Below are 16,068 nucleotides of genomic sequence, written 5' to 3'. Positions count from 1 at the left end.
GAAAGGCGGCGCCAGCCGCCTATACATGGGCACCCAACACCAACCCCGGCAGCGCTGTGCGCTGCTTTGCGCCGGGCCGCCGCTGCGGGTGCGCTTCGCTTACCGCGCACTACGATTGAACCACTCCGTATGATATATGCTTAATCGCTGCCAAACAGGTCGCGGGTATATACCTTGGCTTCCACATCCTGAAGCTCTGGCACCATGCGATTTGCTAAAATAATATCGCACTTCTCTTTAAACGCCGCTAAATCACGCATAACGGTTGAACCGAAGAACTTATCTTCTTCTAATACCGGTTCATAAACGACTACTTCTATACCTTTCGCCTTAATGCGCTTCATCACGCCCTGCATGGCACTGGCGCGAAAGTTATCCGACCCTGTTTTCATAATCAGACGGTACACGCCAACCACAGAAGGGTTACGGCGCAGTACCGACTCCGCAATAAAATCCTTGCGCGTACGGTTGGCATCTACAATCGCCTGAACCATGTTACTCGGCACATCGGCGTAGTTCGCTAGCAGTTGCTTAGTATCCTTGGGCAGGCAGTAACCGCCGTAGCCAAAGCTTGGATTGTTGTAGTGGGTGCCTATGCGCGGGTCCAGGCCAACGCCCTGAATAATCTGTTTAGTATTCAGCCCCTGGGATTCTGCGTAGCTGTCCAGCTCATTAAAGTACGCTACCCGCATGGCGAGGTAGGTATTGGCAAACAACTTGATTGCTTCGGCTTCCGTGCTATTAGTCAGTAATACTTCAATATGTTCAGCCGCCGCCCCTTGCTTTAAAAGCGCAGCAAAGGTTTCGCCACGCTCGGAACACTCGCCCACAATAATGCGGGAAGGGTGCAAGTTGTCATAAAGCGCTTTGCCTTCGCGCAAAAACTCCGGCGAAAAAATAAGGTTTTGGGTATTAAAGCGTGCCGAGGCCCCCTTGGTGTAGCCCACGGGCACCGTGGACTTAATCACCATTACCGCCTGGGGATTAATACGCATCACCTGCTCAATCACCGCTTCAACACTTTGCGTATTAAAATAATTGGTTTGCGGGTCGTAATCGGTAGGGGTAGCGATAATGACAAATTGCGCATCCGCATAGGCCTGCTCGGCAACCAGCGTGGCTGAAAAACGCAGATCGTCCCGCTGCAAGAACGCTGTTATTTCAGCGTCTTCAATCGGAGAGTGGCGATTATTCAGCAACTCAACCTTTTCAGGCACAATATCCACCGCGACCACGTCGTGGTGCTGTGCTAACAGCATGGCATTGGAAAGCCCCACATAGCCCGTACCGGCAACGGCAATTTTCATTTTTAGTTTCTTCCTAAAGCTGAATAAAAAAACGTACGAGTTAGTTTATCAAAACCATTGGTCCTTTCCCCTGCAAGCAAGGACTAAACTCCGTCAGCTCAAACGCCCTTGCCGTAACCGCCAAAATGCTGCCGCTATTTGCGGATCACCCATGGCAAATGCATCCCGCGCTGCTTGAGCCGCCATCCTGGCGGTTTCTTCGGGATTATCAAGCAGCTGTATTAAACCTGCCTGCCACGCCTTAGGCGCGTCGTCTACCAGCAAGCCATTCTCTCCATGGCGGACGATCTCAGTATAGGGATAGCGGTTTGAGTAAATACCCACGCCCCCCATCGCGGTAATATCCAAGAACTTGATGAACGACTTACCCTGGTTAAACGGTGTTTCCAAAAGAGGTGCTACGCCAATATGTAACCGACAGCTTGCCTGGTAGGACCGAAACGCCTGCCAGGGCAATGGGTCGGGTGTTTTAACGCGTGGCAAACCCGCCAGTTGGGCGGGCGTGTGTTTACCCAGCATTATTTCAAGTTGGGTATCTGACCTGCCCTGTTGAACCGCCGTTAATGCAGGCGCTATATACAGCAGATCCGTAAGATGGGCACGCGTACCGTGAAAACCAATCTTCCACGGCGCCTGCGCTGAGGGCGGTAGCCTAAAATGCTCAAGGTTCGGCAATGAAGCAATCAATGGCGGTGTTAATACCGAAACGTGGCCATGCTGGGCAACAAAAAGCTGCGCGAGCTGTTCGCTGCAAGCCACCACTTCATCGCTTAACATCAACAAACGTGGCTGAAGGTGGACAATGCGCCCCATACGCTGGCGATAGGCAGCAGGTAGCGTTGGGTCGTTGGCTGCAGCGGCAATATCGTCATCAATCAAATAGACGATATAGCCAAAAGAATTGCGATGACGTTCCAACCAACGTAACCAGCCAGGCGATAATGAGCGGCAAAGTAGCAGGTTCGCACCCGCGTAGCGCTTTAAAAACGTTCGCCCATGGACAAGTGCAGCGCCCAATGAGCGCGAAGCCGTTACCCGATTAATCGTTGCCCCTTGTTGGCGTAAAGCAGGCGCGGCTGATTCCAGAAAATAGATATCTTCCGTAGGTCTACCGCCATCGCTAAGCACCACCCAGCGTGCCTCACTGTTCACTGTTACGCCTCTTTTTCTCGCCCTAATGGTTGTTGGGAGGTTTAGCTCTGGCAGCGCGGTGCGCTGCTTTGCGCCGGGCCGCCGCTGCGGGTGCGCTTCGCTTACGCACTATATGAACCACTTCACATCGATACAGCAAATCGTAGCGCGTGGTAACGCAGGCGAGGAACGAGCCTGCGGCACCCGCGAAAGGCGGCGCCAGCCGCCTATGCATTGGCAACCAACCCTGGCCGCGCGGTGCGCTGCTTTGCGCCGGGCCGTCGATGTACGCTGAACCCAGGCTAATTGTTCATCGCCTACTATTTCTCACTTACGATCTTGTTAACGTAACGAGAAATCTTCGTGCACCAAGGTTAAATTTGGGTTATAGGCAGGGTCGCTGTCGAGCAGTTCGCCCCACGCGTTGCGCATATAGGCATACTCACTTAGCCATCTTGCGCGTTTCTCAGGCGTATCATCTGCACCGCGTGAGACCGACTCGTGATGATAGAGCGCCGCGTAGGGGGTCCAAAGATTGCGGTAACCCGCTTCTCGTACCTTAATGCATAAATCAACGTCGTTGTAAGCCACGGCCAAGTCTGTCTCGTTTAGGCCATTCACTTCATCAAAGACTGACTTACGCACCAGCAAACAGGCAGCGGTAACGGCTGAAAGATTTTGAGTTACCTTGAGCCGCCCCATATAACCGTCTTCGTCGCGTTGGAAGAAACGGTGCGCATGACCAGCCAAGCCCCCTAACCCCAAAATTACCCCACCATGTTGAACCGTATCATTAGGATAATAAAGCTTGGCGCCGACACAGCCAATTTCAGGGCGTGACACCTGTTCGACCATTTCGGTTAACCAGGTGCCTTCCATGGGTTCGATATCGTTGTTGATTAATCCAATGATGCTGCCTTTCGCGTTAGCAGCACCAAAGTTATTAATGGCCGAATAGTTAAACGAATGGTTCCAGTGCAGCACCTTAACCCGTGAATCCCGGGCTTCCACATCTTTCAGGTAGGACAGCGTCTCAGCACAGCTACTCTGGTTATCAAGAATCAGGAGTTCAAAATGGGAATAGTCGGTACGCTCTAATATTGCATTAACACAGGGGCGAAGAATATTCACACCATCGCGAGTGGGCACCAATAGAGTCACTAAAGGCTTGGGCTCAGGCATTGGCCAGCGTACTCGCTGAGTGCCGGGTAACAGCCCTTCACTTACCGTGGCCCCCGCGCCCAACTGGTCAAGATGCTGCTGAACCAGCGAAACATAAGAGGCGCTAGCCGTTTCGGGCACTCCGTGATAGGCAACATGGGGAATATGCGCCAGCATGGCGTGCGTAAAATCGGCGCGGCGCATAACGCTTAGAACTTGCGAGTAGTCCAACCAATCTGCGTTAGCCGCGCTCCCTGCATCACTTTGTACGGTAAGCCGTGGCAAAAACGCACGCTTGTAACATACCGCCCGCCCTACATATGGCATGGAAAGCAGCATATCCGAATTGAACGCTGGCTTGAACTGCGGCGAATGACGTACGCCGTCCTCGTCCAAGCTGTCTTCATCGGCCACCAGCACCTGCGACTGCGGGTTATCGTGAGCAATGCTAGCCGAATGAAATAAGGCATTATCTGCCAAACGGTCGCCAAGGCGTAGAAACCACACCCAAGGGTGCTCGCAATAGGTCAGTGCTTCCAAGCGCTGTGCTGCCACGCTTTGCGCTTCGCTCTCTTTAACCTCCAGAAAGGGTAGCTCGCGCATCCATTCCGCCAGCCAGCTATGCAATTGTTGATGAACAGCGGGGGTTATTAGCAGTAGCGCCTGACGAGGGAAAAGCGACTGTTCCGCCAAACTCGCCAAACTATGGCTCAAGCCCTTTTTAAACGTTGCTACATCGGTTGCTGAGAAGCTTCCGTTTATCAGCAGCACACTGCATGCAAATTGGCGCCGCTCCTTGGCATCTTGCTCGCTGGGCCCTCGACGGCGCTCCACTTGGTGGATCCACTGCTGGTAATGGCGCCTTGTCGACATACTGATAAAGGTACTATCGTAATCTTCAAGGGCGATAGTCTGCCATTTTCGACTCTGTTTGCGCGCCTGCTGCTGCAAGCTCTGCTTTACTTCGGCCAATGGCAAGTCGCGGTAGTGCTGGTGCATGTTGGTCAACCGCTGAAACAAGCGGTTATAGGCAAACATGGGCGTCAACCACACAAACCTGAAATGGCTATAGGAAAAAATGCACTCCGTGCTGACCGGCGCCAGCGTCATGCGCTCAAGCCCAAACGGCACGTAAACCAACCGCTTGGTGATCTTGCCCATGCGTAGCGGGAAATCCACCGTGATGGATTGCCGCGCCGTTTCAAGCGTCAAGGTGGCAACGATGCCACTCTTGTCACACTCACAGGCAATTTCAAGCATGTTCCAGCCAGCCACCGGCAATTGCCCGCGCAACTGAAAAAGAGGCTGCGAGCCAAGTGACTGCCATTCACCGGGGCGAGCAGCGGCAGATAGCTGCTGCAACGGGATAAAATGCTGGGGAGCACGGTGATGAAGACGCCACCTTTTGGGCGTCTCATAGGGTTGGATTCTCTTCATTGTGTCAGCGGCGTACCCAGCTTTAAAAAAGCGGGTATCTTAACAGCCAGCAGCGTTTGCAACATCCCGGAAGACACCTTATGTAACCACCCAAGGAGAAAGACCCAGTGAGGAAATGACAGGGTTATGCGCTTCTACATCTATACGACGCTTGGCCACCATCATGATCTCCTCCTCGGAAAGACACGCTTTTTTTTCAGCGATCAACGCCTGCAACGAACAACTAGCCCTAGGCACCTGCACCACAAAACGCGCATTCGTTTGAGCGACCAAAAACTCAGGCTGTACAGCCTTGACCACTTCAGGGTCAAGATTACCAGCACTATGCACAAACACCACACGCTTAAACAGCCGACTCACGTAGTTAAACATCGAATAGCTGGATGAAGAACCAAATATCAAGCAAGTACCCGGCATCAAAGCCTTTCCATTGGCAAGCACTATCAGGCGTCCAAAGTTCGGCAGGCCATTATCAAAACAGCGGTACTGATGATAATTAAACGTGCGCAGCGAGTTGATACGGCAGGTTCGTTCGGGTTTTAGCTTACTGCCCAAATCGCCGGTCAAGGAACGTTCACCATACTCATCATCGACAAAGGTGTTCTCCACCGCCCACTCATCAAGCCCAAGCGCCGCTGCCAGCACCTTGGACGCCGCCATGGCGCCCCGCTGCGTCCAATGCGTATCCGTCTGAATAAATGCGTCATCACCTAGTGCCATTAATGCCTGCACGGGATAGACCAGCACCTGGGCTTCCGGCAGCGCTAACAGTTGTTGAATGGGCCCGCCTGCGCCTTCCGCGTAAGGGTGATACCGAGGCCCCATCACGCTCTCCTTGGCAGGCGCCACCAGCACTGCAGAGTCCGCTCCATGCTTTTCAGCAAGCGTGCGGAAGTCTTTCAAATAACGCTGCCAACCTTTAACTCCTTCATCGGTAAGCAGTAAACGCCCTCGGTACTGGTCAACGCTGCCGTTGGTATCGTTGTCCAGAAATAGCCAGTTCGCTTTACCTTCCAGTACTTTCAAGGGTGCGACTTCAGCACCGTCTGAATCCGGCAATTCGGGCATACTCACTATGGGCAACGGTATACGTTCACCGTTGACACATAATTCCAGCGTACAGGTAGTTAGTTGACGCGGAACAGTAAAGCGAAATCCACAGCGTAATTGAGGGTGCTTAGCTGGGTCTTCCCCAAGCACGGTTTCAATAACGTCAGGGCGCTCCAGGCTCAGCGGATGGCGAAGCTCAAATACCGGGTTCCAGCAAGCAATGACTCTTACATCTTCCATGGATTTCGAAAGCGAAGGGGGAAGTAACACCCAGCCCTGCACTACCCAGCCGTTTTGATTCAACCAAGGCGGGCATTCAAGCGATGGATAATCCAGATGCCATCGTAGGCCTTGGTTAACCACCTGCAGCCCCCGATGACTGATGACTGTTTTTTTCACCTGCTGCAGCCAGTGATTAGACGCTGTACGTAGGCTTTTCACATCGAAGTTTCCATCATAACCTTACGCCACGGCGACACTCGGTAAGAATTGTATAAAATGAGACAAGCCGCATCTCGTAAAGTGCGGCTTGCCTGAACAACAAATTTCAGTAGTGCCTCTGGAAACGTTATATATCCCAAGGAGCATCAACGAAGTCCAGCCTCACTTTATTAGCGGGGTCCCAGCGATTTTTCTTGAACATGATATCGAACTCGCTCTCTTTCTTACCCGCCAGCTCATCAGTGGATTTTTGCAACTTGTGATAAATCAACGCATCGCTGACGTGGTAGATTCTGAGACCGAGGATATGGCGTACAACATCGCAATAAATACGGTCTGACCGATAGTGGCGTCCGTACTGAGCATCCAGATCGCCAGCTTCGCGATACACATGGCGGGGAATATACACGCAGAAAAACGGCGCAAAGGTAATTTCCAGCGTGCGACCATCGTGAAAGAGTGGCACGTGGTGAACGTTAGCGTGGTGTTTTGAAATATTCACGTCGCATGGGTAGGTGGCATCGGCATACGGCACGTGGTCATTTAGTGTTTTAGTGCCGCCCAACAGCACCTGCTGGGGCACTACCAAACCACACTCAGGCAAGCTGTAAGCTGCATGCTGCATAGCCTCAAACGCGCCAGAGGTTACGAGCGAATCGTTATTGAGAAGTACGATGTCATGGTCGGCTTTCGCCGCATGAATGCCCAGATTAACCGCGTGGGTAAAACCAAAGTTCGCATCGTTGAAAACCGCTTTGATGCGCCCGCCGTCACTCTCCTGGCGGATGAACTCGCATACCGCTGGCGAGGAGTTATTATCCACCACGATGATCTCAAGTGAGGCACCTAAATTCAGCGCATAGAGGCTTTCCAAGCACTCTTGTAAATCATCTCTGGATTCGTAACTGGGAATAACGACTGCCACACCCCGCTCAAGGGTAGCTACTTCCGCTTGCGGCGTACCAGTCACGAAGTTATCAGTAACGGCTGCCTGAGTTTGGCGTGGTTTGGCGGCATAAGTAGCGCCGGTTTTTTCGCGCACAGCCTCCAGATAAGATAAATACTGAGGGTTATTGGTCAGCGAATTGCTCGCTTTATCGATGAAGTAATGGGTGAGTATTACCGGCACTGAATACAGCAAGGCATCCAGTGCGTAACGACGTACCAGATCCCAATCCACGTAGCGCGGTAGTGCTTCATCGAAACCTCCCAAGCGCTGCCACGCTTTGCGAGTATGCGCAAACGTATTCAAATCAACGTAATTGCGATTGAACAGCAGTGATCGATTGAGCGGCCCAAACATCACCCCGGCGGGCGTTTTACTATCGCCATAGTAACGGTATAAGCCTGAATATAGCGCTTCAGCGTGGGGCAGTTTCTTAAACGCCCCTACCATGGCTGCTACATAACGCGTATCCCAGCGGTTATCGGAATCCAAGTACATGATGTACTCGCCCAGGGCGGCTTCTAACCCTCGATTACGTGCCGCCGACACCCCACCGTTTTCGCTCAGCAACAGTGCGTTTACCTGAGGGTTAGTATTAGCACAGCGCTCACACCACTGGGCCGTACCATCTTCGCTGCCGTCGTCGATCAAAATCAGCTCAATGCGCGCATACGACTGCGCCAGTACCGAGTTTACCGCTTCCTCAATGGTATCTAGCCGGTTAAAGCAAGGCATGATGACCGACACAAGCGGCGGTTCAGTTAGCGCCTGAGTGTGCTCGACGAGTATGCGAGCCACGTTTTCCATGGCGGCAAAGCAGCGCTTGTCGGCTTCGCGGAAAGGCTGCGCGACGTAAGGGTTGACCAGAGTGTGCGCCAGATACCCGGAAAAATCGCTAAAGCTGCGCTCAAAAGCCCAGCGCACCTCTTTATTGGCGATACATTCGCCGGTTTCGGCATCCAGCAGTTCGATACTATGCTGCTGGTCATCCAACAGCTCAACGGGCGGATATACATCAAAGGCATGGCACCCCTGGTGCAGCCCGTTGGCACGTAAATCGGCTCGAAAGTGATTGGCAGATGTCTTGATATCTCGCACGCCATCGATACGGATAATGACTTCTCGGGGCGCTGGATTTACGAGTGATGCCAGCCACCCGCGAATGGCGTTACTGCTGTCTAAATTGAGATCGCCGGTTATGCGCAGGCTGCTCTCGTTTTGGCTAACGTCAGCGCTGGTCGTTGGCGCTGCAAGCAGGCGTGAGGGCATAGTGCGCTCAAGGGGCATATGCGATTGATACGGCGCAATGGAAAACTCACCAGAAGAAGCGAGCTCCAGAAGCAAAATCTTCCCTTCCTGGGGCTGGATGACGCCGCCTACCAGCCTTTCCAACGCATGCGCCAGCTCACCATCCTGTTTACCAGTCTCAGGTTCGAACTGATGCTGGGCCACCTCTTGCGCCAACGGCAATAGCGCCTGGGGTCGGCACCAGAACATGCTGCCTGCCAAGAAGCCCCAATCGCTTTCAAGCGGTACACCCAATGGCTTGGCGATCCGTGTAAGCCAGTTTTTATTTCCAAAGCGCATGGCCTGTTGGCTCATGAACAAACGCTTTGGCCCGGCTAACTGCAACCGCGAGTCACTTCGTAGCCTGGTCACCAATCGCCGTACGCCCTCACGACTTGGCAATACGCTACTTACCAGCGCCTCGCGCCACTGCTGGGCAACCGGTGTAACGCCCTGCTTGGTGTGCAGCTTCAGGCATAGCTCATAGCCCTGCAAACGCGGTAGCAACGAAAAAAACGGCGCTATATCGCGCCCCTGGTTGGGGCAATTGACTACTTGCGCACCACTGAAGCGACGCTGCAAGGCTACTACTTCTGTAGTATCCGAGGCATGCGGCGTGGTAATGAACAGGTCAAATGGCTCGCTTAATAACGCTAGCCGGTCACCTAATGGGGCTATCAAATCAAGGTGGTAAACATGCGCTACCACCGCCAACCGAGACACTGGCTCGACGTTACTATCATCCACCAGTTTAAGCCGCCCCTCATGGCAGCCGTGGCAGAGATAGTGCATTAAGGGATCTAGCCCAGAGTTGCTAATATCAGGGTAGCGAGTTCGGTATGCGTCAGTGTCAAAGTGTGGCCCTGGGCAACGGCCCAGCGCCCATCCATAGTTTACAAAATGGTCTAGTGGAGAGAGCTGGCTAAAGGAAGCATCCGGGTAGCGCTGTACGTACCAGGTTTCATCAAATAAGCCGGAATCCAGCAGTAGCGCGCGCTTAGCATTACTCATTATTAGCCCTTCACGCTTCGCTGTTCTTTCTCGCCAAACTTAAGGTAGTGCACCAGCGGGTTGATACCGCTCTCCACTACATCCGGGTTATGAGTCAAGTAGTACACTGAATCGAACTCTGGGCCGGGGTTGCGACCTTCAAAACCGCCCATCAGCAGATAGTGGCGGGCCGGGCTGGCCGACATTTTAGGGTCTGAAGCAATATCCGAGTACTGTGCTAAATACCATTTGGCATCAAACCACTGGCTGGCTTCAATCAACGACACCTGACGCTTAATCGCGCGCTTCGTTAATGCAGGCGTCTTGGCAACGGAAGCGCCAGTGCCTTTAGCTTCCGGGGATTTAGCTACCTGGCTCATACGCAACGCTTCAAGCTGCTCAACCAGATGTGCCAGCTCATGCGTTTGTCGCTCTATCTCGCGGCGCTGTTGTGCCTGGGTTTCCTGGCTGGATTTAGCCTCTGCTTCAACCTTCTGCCTAGCGGCTTTCGCACTTCCAAGCTCACGCTCCAGTTGCTCACGTTGTGCTTCGTTTTTCTCCAGCAGGTCAGTGAGTACGGCCAGCTCCTTGAAGCGCTCATCCACACTGTGAAGCGCTTCTTTCAACTGCGCAGATAACGCGTCCTCACTCGCCTTTTTTTGCTGAGCCAGCTGTTTTTCTGAAGCTGCTCGACTTTGTTCGCCATCCGCGATGCGTTGTTCAGCTTCCTGCAATTTGCGGGTTAACTGGCCCAGCTCGTTAAAACGCGCCTGAAGTGAGGACTCGGTTTGCCGCAGCTTGGCGTTGAGCTCAGCGCGCTCTTCGTGTGCACTGTGCAAACTCTGCTCATTGGCCTCAAGCAGATTGGTCAGCTTGGCCAACTCGCTAAAGCGCGTTTCTACTATCTGTTTAGTTTCATTAACTTCATTGTTAAGCGCCTGTTCGCTACTTTTCAGCGATTCGATTTGCGCCTGCGACTCAGTAAGAGCATGCTCGGTTTTCTCAAGTTTACCGGTTAGCTGGGCATGCTCTTCAAGGGCAGCTTCAAGCTCCTGGCTGGTTTCTTTAGCTTCTCGCTCAAGAACTTGCTCACTGCTTTGTAGTGATTCGACCTGCGCCTGCGCCTCAGTAAGGGCATGCTCGGTTTTCTCAAGCTTACCGGTTAGCTGGGTGTGTTCTGTACGCGCCGCTTCAAGCGCGTTGTTCTTTTCTTCCAACTGCTTCTGGGCCTGGCTCAGCGTCTGCTCACTTACCTTGGCGGCTTGAGCATGTTCGCGTGCCTCAGACGCGTGGCGTTCGCCCTGTTCGCGCTGGCGCATCAGCTCATTTTTCAACTCAGCGTTGAACTCCTCAAGAGAGCTAACCCGCTCGGCCAACCGGCCACGCTCCTGGGCAAAGCGTGCCTCCTGTTGTTCCAAGCGCTCCTTGAGCTTGATGCGCTCATCATGCGCTTGGCGCAGCTGCTCTGCCTGCTGGGCTACCTGTCGCTCCGCTTCCGCCAGGCTGCCTGCCTGCTCGCTTACCCGAGTTTCCAGCGTTTGAAATAGCGCCTGTTGCTGGCGAACCGTCACCTTATCCTGGCAACTGCGGCCAAGGCGCGCGAACACGTCCTGCACTACTTGAGTAGAGGCATTGGATTCCAGTGCGCCTAACAGGTTATTAACCAGATGGGGCAACTCGTTACCCACGGCAATCACACCCAACCCACCGGCATGATGAAATACGAAATGCGGGTAACGATTCTTAATGGACTCAAAGGCACGGAATACAAAGCACCCCGGCTCGCGGCGGGCAATACCCGGCACTACCGCCACACCCTGCGAGGAGAGCCGCGACAACCAGCGGTCCAACAGGTAATCGACACTATTGTCATCAGGACTTATATGCAGCAGCAACAAATCAATCGAGCCTTCATCAAACTGTTCGATCGCCCGAGTTGGGTTGGTTTGAAGCCATTGGCTGATGGCTGAAAAGTGATCGGACGCATAGGCGTGAATCTCATTCGCCGCTTTTTCGTCTATGTCCTCACCCACCATGTAGCAGCGTGTACCCAAGCGAAGGCGCGAAGCCGCCTGGCAAACCGCAAAGTGGGGTACATCATCCACCCCCAGCCCTACTACCTGCTGTGGCCTTAACGCCTCCACCAGCCAAAACAGGAACGGCAAATGCTCCAGCCAGGAAGAAGCTTCGCGATAATCAGGCTGCCAGAACATTGACCCTTGGGCCAAGGTATTAATAGAGGGCTTAATAGCGAGTTCCGTGGCGGCGTGCGGTGCTACCTGGTGTTGTTGCTGGCTCACAATAAATTCCTGACAGGTAATAGATTAACAATAGAATACCAGCTTAACCGGGCAAGTTGGCAGCCGGCGCTGGGAAAGGGCGCATTTCTGGACTAGCTGAAAGGTACAAATCAGTTGGCTGTTCGCCACTAGCATGCCACTGAGCGGCGGCCTCACGATAATCAAAGCGCACACCCTTGAACTGGGTTACCAAATGCGTAGGCCCCGCTTGACTTAGAGACGTAGGAAGGCTACGACCAAAAGCTAAAGGAACTCCTCTTTGCAGCGTACCAAACGCCTTACCTCCGAACACAGTCGTAAAACGCTGAAAGTATTCGGCATCAGCATCTACTCGCACAACATCCCAAAAACCGAGTGTTTCAAAAACTTCCCTTTTGAACATGAAGGATGACGTGTTGCGATAAATCCACCCGTCCATCGCCTCAATCCGCCAGCGGTTGAACATTAGCTCAGTAGAACAGCGCACCCAATCACTAAAGCATGCTTTCCATTCAGGCTGTGCCAGCAAGCCTGCTACTTGGGTTTCAGTTTTTTGCGGATGCGACCAATCATCGCTATCGTGAACGGTGATAAAAGCGCCTTTTGATGCCGCAAGCCCTCGGTTTCGCGCTGCATAAGCGCCCTGGTTAGCAGGCTGGCTTAATACCTTGAACCGAGCATCTTTTTGACTGAATGCTCGGGCAATAGCTAATGAACGATCTGTGGACGCATCATCCACCACGATCACTTCCAAGTTGGTATAGGTTTGCTTGGCCAGGCTACGCAGAGCCGTTGCCAAATGCTCTTCAGCGTTAAATACCGGCACGATAATACTTACCAAGCCATTATCATCTACCTCCGCCGTGCCCGCCATTGCCGAGCTCTCTACCATCACGTTATCAAGCGTTAACGACTGACTGGGGTCTCTAAGACCGACGGGGTGCAGGTTGGCTTTCAAGAACAGCGCATTGATATGCTGCAAACGGAACTGATCTGTAAGCGCATCAGCTTGGGCCGCCGCAGGTCTTTCTTGCGCAGAGGCTTGTACGGCCAGAAGATTGGAGAGTGCCAATGAGGTATCCGGATAATCCGGGTAAGCTATTTTTAGCTGCTGTATGCGCTGCCAGGCATTTACCAGCTGGCCACTTTGAGTCAAGGCCTCTACTTCCAGCAACCAAGGGGCGGGGGTGGCGGGTTTAACTTCACGGTGCTGGTGGCGGCTGGCGAGTACATCTGCGCAGCGCTGCCACTCCCCTTGCCAGGCATACCAACGGCCAAGCGCCCAAGCTGCATAGCTGGCTTCCCAAGCGTCTTGATGAGTAAGCAAGCCCTGCAGAGCCTTCAGTGCCGAAGAGGTAGCCGTTTGTTGCCAAAGCTGCCCCTCACGTTCGTGGGCCCTTAACTCTACCGGCCACCGCCCTTCCTTTTCACCGTTGCGGATAAAGTGCAGCAACGGGCTGATGTCCGCTTTAGCCACATCCTGATGGTTATTAAGGTAATACGCCGCATCAAACCGCGGACCTGCTTTACGCCCCCAAGCTTCTCCCAACAGAAAATAGTGCTGGGCTGGCGACATTCCAGAAACCGCCACATCTGGGTATTGCATCATGTACCACTCGGCATCGAACCAGGGGCTTTGCTCAATGTCAGCGATATCTGATAAGTCCCTTTCTGGCGTATGCGTATGAAGCAGGCCAAGCGATGAAGATGATGTCAAAAGTCATTACCTCGCATAACAGAACAGGATTACGCTACTTATGAAAACGCACCAGCAATTTGCTGAGCACAACGCTGAGCTTTCTCAGCATCCACTGCTTCTACCATCACACGGATCAATGGCTCTGTACCCGATTTACGTAACAGTACACGGCCAGTTTGCCCAAGCTGTTGTTCCACTTCGGTCACCATTTTCTTGACCAAAGGGGCAGCTAATGGGTCTTCGTCACCGCTTGGCGTAAAACGCACGTTGATCAGCGTTTGTGGCAGTTTTTGCATACCCTGCTTGGCCTCAAACAGGGTTACTTGCTGCTGCAGTAAACAGGTAATTACGCGCAGCGATGCAATGATAGCATCGCCGGTGGATGCGTGGTCCAGGCTCAGTAAATGGCCCGAACCTTCCCCGCCCAAGCGCCAGCCGGTTTCTTTTAGCTGCGCTATTACGTAGCGGTCCCCCACCTTGGCCCGAGTGAAGGGAACCCCCATAGTGGCAAGCGCCTGTTCCAAGCCAAGGTTGCTCATCTGGGTGCCCACTACACCACCGCTATAGCCTGCGGCCTTGGCATCTTTGGCCAGCAGGTAAAGCAACTCATCACCATCTACTACGGTGCCGGTATGGTCTACCATCATCAGGCGGTCGGCATCGCCATCCAGCGCGATGCCCATGTCTGCCTCGTTCTCCAATACCGCTGCCCGCAGGCTTTGCATGGAGGTAGCGCCACAGCTGGCATTGATATTTACGCCGTTGGGCTTATCGTGAATGCTGATTAGCTCTGCACCCAGTTCACGGTATACGGCGGGTGCTACCTTGTAGGCGGCGCCATTGGCACTATCCACTACAATTTTCAAACCGTTCAGGCTGAGCGCGCCCGGCAAGGTGGCCTTGCAATACTCGGTATAGCGGCCAGCGGCATCATCTATGCGGCGGGCTTTACCCAGTTTGTCGGATTCTACACACGTCATGCCGCCTTCAATAGCCACCTGTAACCAGCGTTCAATTTCCTGCTCTTGGGCATCGGTTAGTTTGCTGCCGCCCTGAGCGAATATCTTGATGCCGTTATCGTAAAACGGATTGTGCGAAGCGCTGATGACCACCCCGGCATCCGCCCGAAAGGTAGAGGTTAAATAGGCAACGCCCGGCGTGGGCAGCGGGCCAACCAAGGCGACGTTAATCCCCGCTGCTGAAAAGCCTGCTTCCAACGCGGACTCCAGCATATAGCCACTGGCGCGCGTATCCTTACCAATCAGAACTTCTTTCACGCCTTCAGCGCCCAGCACCTGCCCTGCGGCCCACCCAAGCTTCATGGCAAAGTCAGGGGTCATAGGAAACTCCCCCACCCGCCCGCGTACGCCGTCCGTGCCGAAGTATTTACGCATTTTGGATTACCTGAATGATAGATCGTGAATCGTGAAGAGTATAAATAACCGAATACATGCACCAACAAACATAAATGCACAATCGTAGCGCGTGAACGAGTAAACAAGGCATCCACGAGCGGCGGCCTAGCCGCCCTGGCTTAATACCCCCCACACCACAAAATAAGGGTTGAGTTTTTCACTGGGGTTCGCGTAATCAAGCGCCGTACCTTCCAGGGTTTCTACCCGGCCGCCCGCCTCAAGCACTACGGCATGAGCGGCGCCGGTGTCCCAAAGGCAGGTAGGCCCTAAACGCGGGTAGGCATCGGCAAGGCCTTCCGCCACCAGGCACAGCTTTAACGAACTTCCCATCGGCAGCATGGTGTGTTCACCCAGTTTTTCCAGCCAGGCGGCCAAGTCTGGGCTAGGGTGAGAGCGGCTACCCACCACGCGCCACGCCTCACCCGCACCAGGTTTACCCGCAACCGAAATAGCCTTGCGCTCACCACTGGCCTCAATTTTGAACGCACCCAGCCCTTTTGCCGCCACATAGCCAATTTCTAACGCAGGCGCAATAACCACACCGAGTACCGGCACACCCTGTTCGATCAGTGCGATATTAACGGTAAATTCACCGTTGCGTTTGATGAACTCCTTGGTGCCATCCAGCGGGTCTACCAACCAGTAGCGCCCCTCAGCGTTAGCCCCCGCAAAGCTCTCAACATCCTCTTCAGATAAAATTGGAAACTGCACCGGCAGTGCCTGTAAACCGCGCACGATCACATTATGAGCCGCTTTATCTGCCTCGGTCAGCGGGCTTTTATCTTCTTTCTCTTCCACACTAAACTCGCGCGCGTAAACGCTCATAATGGCTTCGCCTGCCTTACGCGCAATGCTTTCAACGGCATCCAACAGTGCTTGATCAATCAGCGCCATATCGTTATCCCTTACATAAAAAAGCTGCCAA

Annotated in this window: 9 protein-coding genes; all 9 read right to left on the bottom strand. The window is 53.5% G+C overall.

Annotated elements, in window-relative coordinates:
- Positions 1 to 140 precede the first annotated feature (140 nt).
- Positions 141 to 1,307: a nucleotide sugar dehydrogenase gene (locus INT20_RS00200; protein WP_193054934.1), complete on the bottom strand. Its 1,167-nt coding sequence runs from the start codon at positions 1,305 to 1,307 to the stop codon at positions 141 to 143.
- A gap of 93 nt (positions 1,308 to 1,400) precedes the next feature.
- On the bottom strand, positions 1,401 to 2,459 hold the full coding sequence (locus INT20_RS00195; protein ID WP_193054933.1) for a glycosyltransferase: 1,059 nt from the start codon (positions 2,457 to 2,459) through the stop codon (positions 1,401 to 1,403).
- Positions 2,460 to 2,780: 321 nt separating this feature from the next.
- Positions 2,781 to 5,036 carry a glycosyltransferase family 2 protein gene (locus INT20_RS00190; protein WP_193056235.1) on the bottom strand — a complete coding sequence of 752 codons (2,256 nt, stop codon included), beginning with the start codon at positions 5,034 to 5,036 and terminating at the stop codon, positions 2,781 to 2,783.
- 78 nt (positions 5,037 to 5,114) lie between these two features.
- Positions 5,115 to 6,527 carry an alginate O-acetyltransferase AlgX-related protein gene (locus tag INT20_RS00185; RefSeq protein WP_193056234.1) on the bottom strand — a complete coding sequence of 471 codons (1,413 nt, stop codon included), beginning with the start codon at positions 6,525 to 6,527 and terminating at the stop codon, positions 5,115 to 5,117.
- A 127-nt stretch (positions 6,528 to 6,654) separates the two neighbouring features.
- Positions 6,655 to 9,771, bottom strand: coding sequence for a glycosyltransferase (locus INT20_RS00180; protein WP_193056233.1), 3,117 nt, complete (start codon positions 9,769 to 9,771; stop codon positions 6,655 to 6,657).
- A 2-nt stretch (positions 9,772 to 9,773) separates the two neighbouring features.
- Entirely contained in the window at positions 9,774 to 12,050 is a 2,277-nt protein-coding gene (locus tag INT20_RS00175) for a coiled-coil domain-containing protein (protein WP_193056232.1), read from the bottom strand.
- A gap of 43 nt (positions 12,051 to 12,093) precedes the next feature.
- Positions 12,094 to 13,746: a glycosyltransferase family 2 protein gene (locus tag INT20_RS00170; protein WP_193056231.1), complete on the bottom strand. Its 1,653-nt coding sequence runs from the start codon at positions 13,744 to 13,746 to the stop codon at positions 12,094 to 12,096.
- A 38-nt stretch (positions 13,747 to 13,784) separates the two neighbouring features.
- Positions 13,785 to 15,122, bottom strand: a complete 1,338-nt coding sequence (glmM, locus tag INT20_RS00165; RefSeq protein ID WP_193056230.1) for a phosphoglucosamine mutase — start codon at positions 15,120 to 15,122, stop codon at positions 13,785 to 13,787.
- A 126-nt stretch (positions 15,123 to 15,248) separates the two neighbouring features.
- On the bottom strand, positions 15,249 to 16,037 hold the full coding sequence (gene cysQ, locus INT20_RS00160) for a 3'(2'),5'-bisphosphate nucleotidase CysQ (protein WP_193056229.1): 789 nt from the start codon (positions 16,035 to 16,037) through the stop codon (positions 15,249 to 15,251).
- Between the last annotated feature and the right edge of the window lie 31 nt (positions 16,038 to 16,068).

Source organism: Halomonas citrativorans (genome assembly GCF_014898005.1).
In the GTDB taxonomy this organism is placed as follows: Bacteria; Pseudomonadota; Gammaproteobacteria; order Pseudomonadales; family Halomonadaceae; genus Vreelandella; species Vreelandella citrativorans.
Note: the sequence above shows the minus strand (reverse complement) of the source record. Positions and strands in the feature narration are given on the sequence as shown.

Coding starts and splice junctions, on each gene's coding strand:
- INT20_RS00200 (WP_193054934.1), bottom strand. CDS start 1,307: ATGAAAATTGCCGTTGCCGGTACGGGCTATGTGGGGCTTTCCAATGCC.
- glmM (WP_193056230.1), bottom strand. CDS start 15,122: ATGCGTAAATACTTCGGCACGGACGGCGTACGCGGGCGGGTGGGGGAG.
- INT20_RS00190 (WP_193056235.1), bottom strand. CDS start 5,036: ATGAAGAGAATCCAACCCTATGAGACGCCCAAAAGGTGGCGTCTTCAT.
- cysQ (WP_193056229.1), bottom strand. CDS start 16,037: ATGGCGCTGATTGATCAAGCACTGTTGGATGCCGTTGAAAGCATTGCG.
- INT20_RS00180 (WP_193056233.1), bottom strand. CDS start 9,771: ATGAGTAATGCTAAGCGCGCGCTACTGCTGGATTCCGGCTTATTTGAT.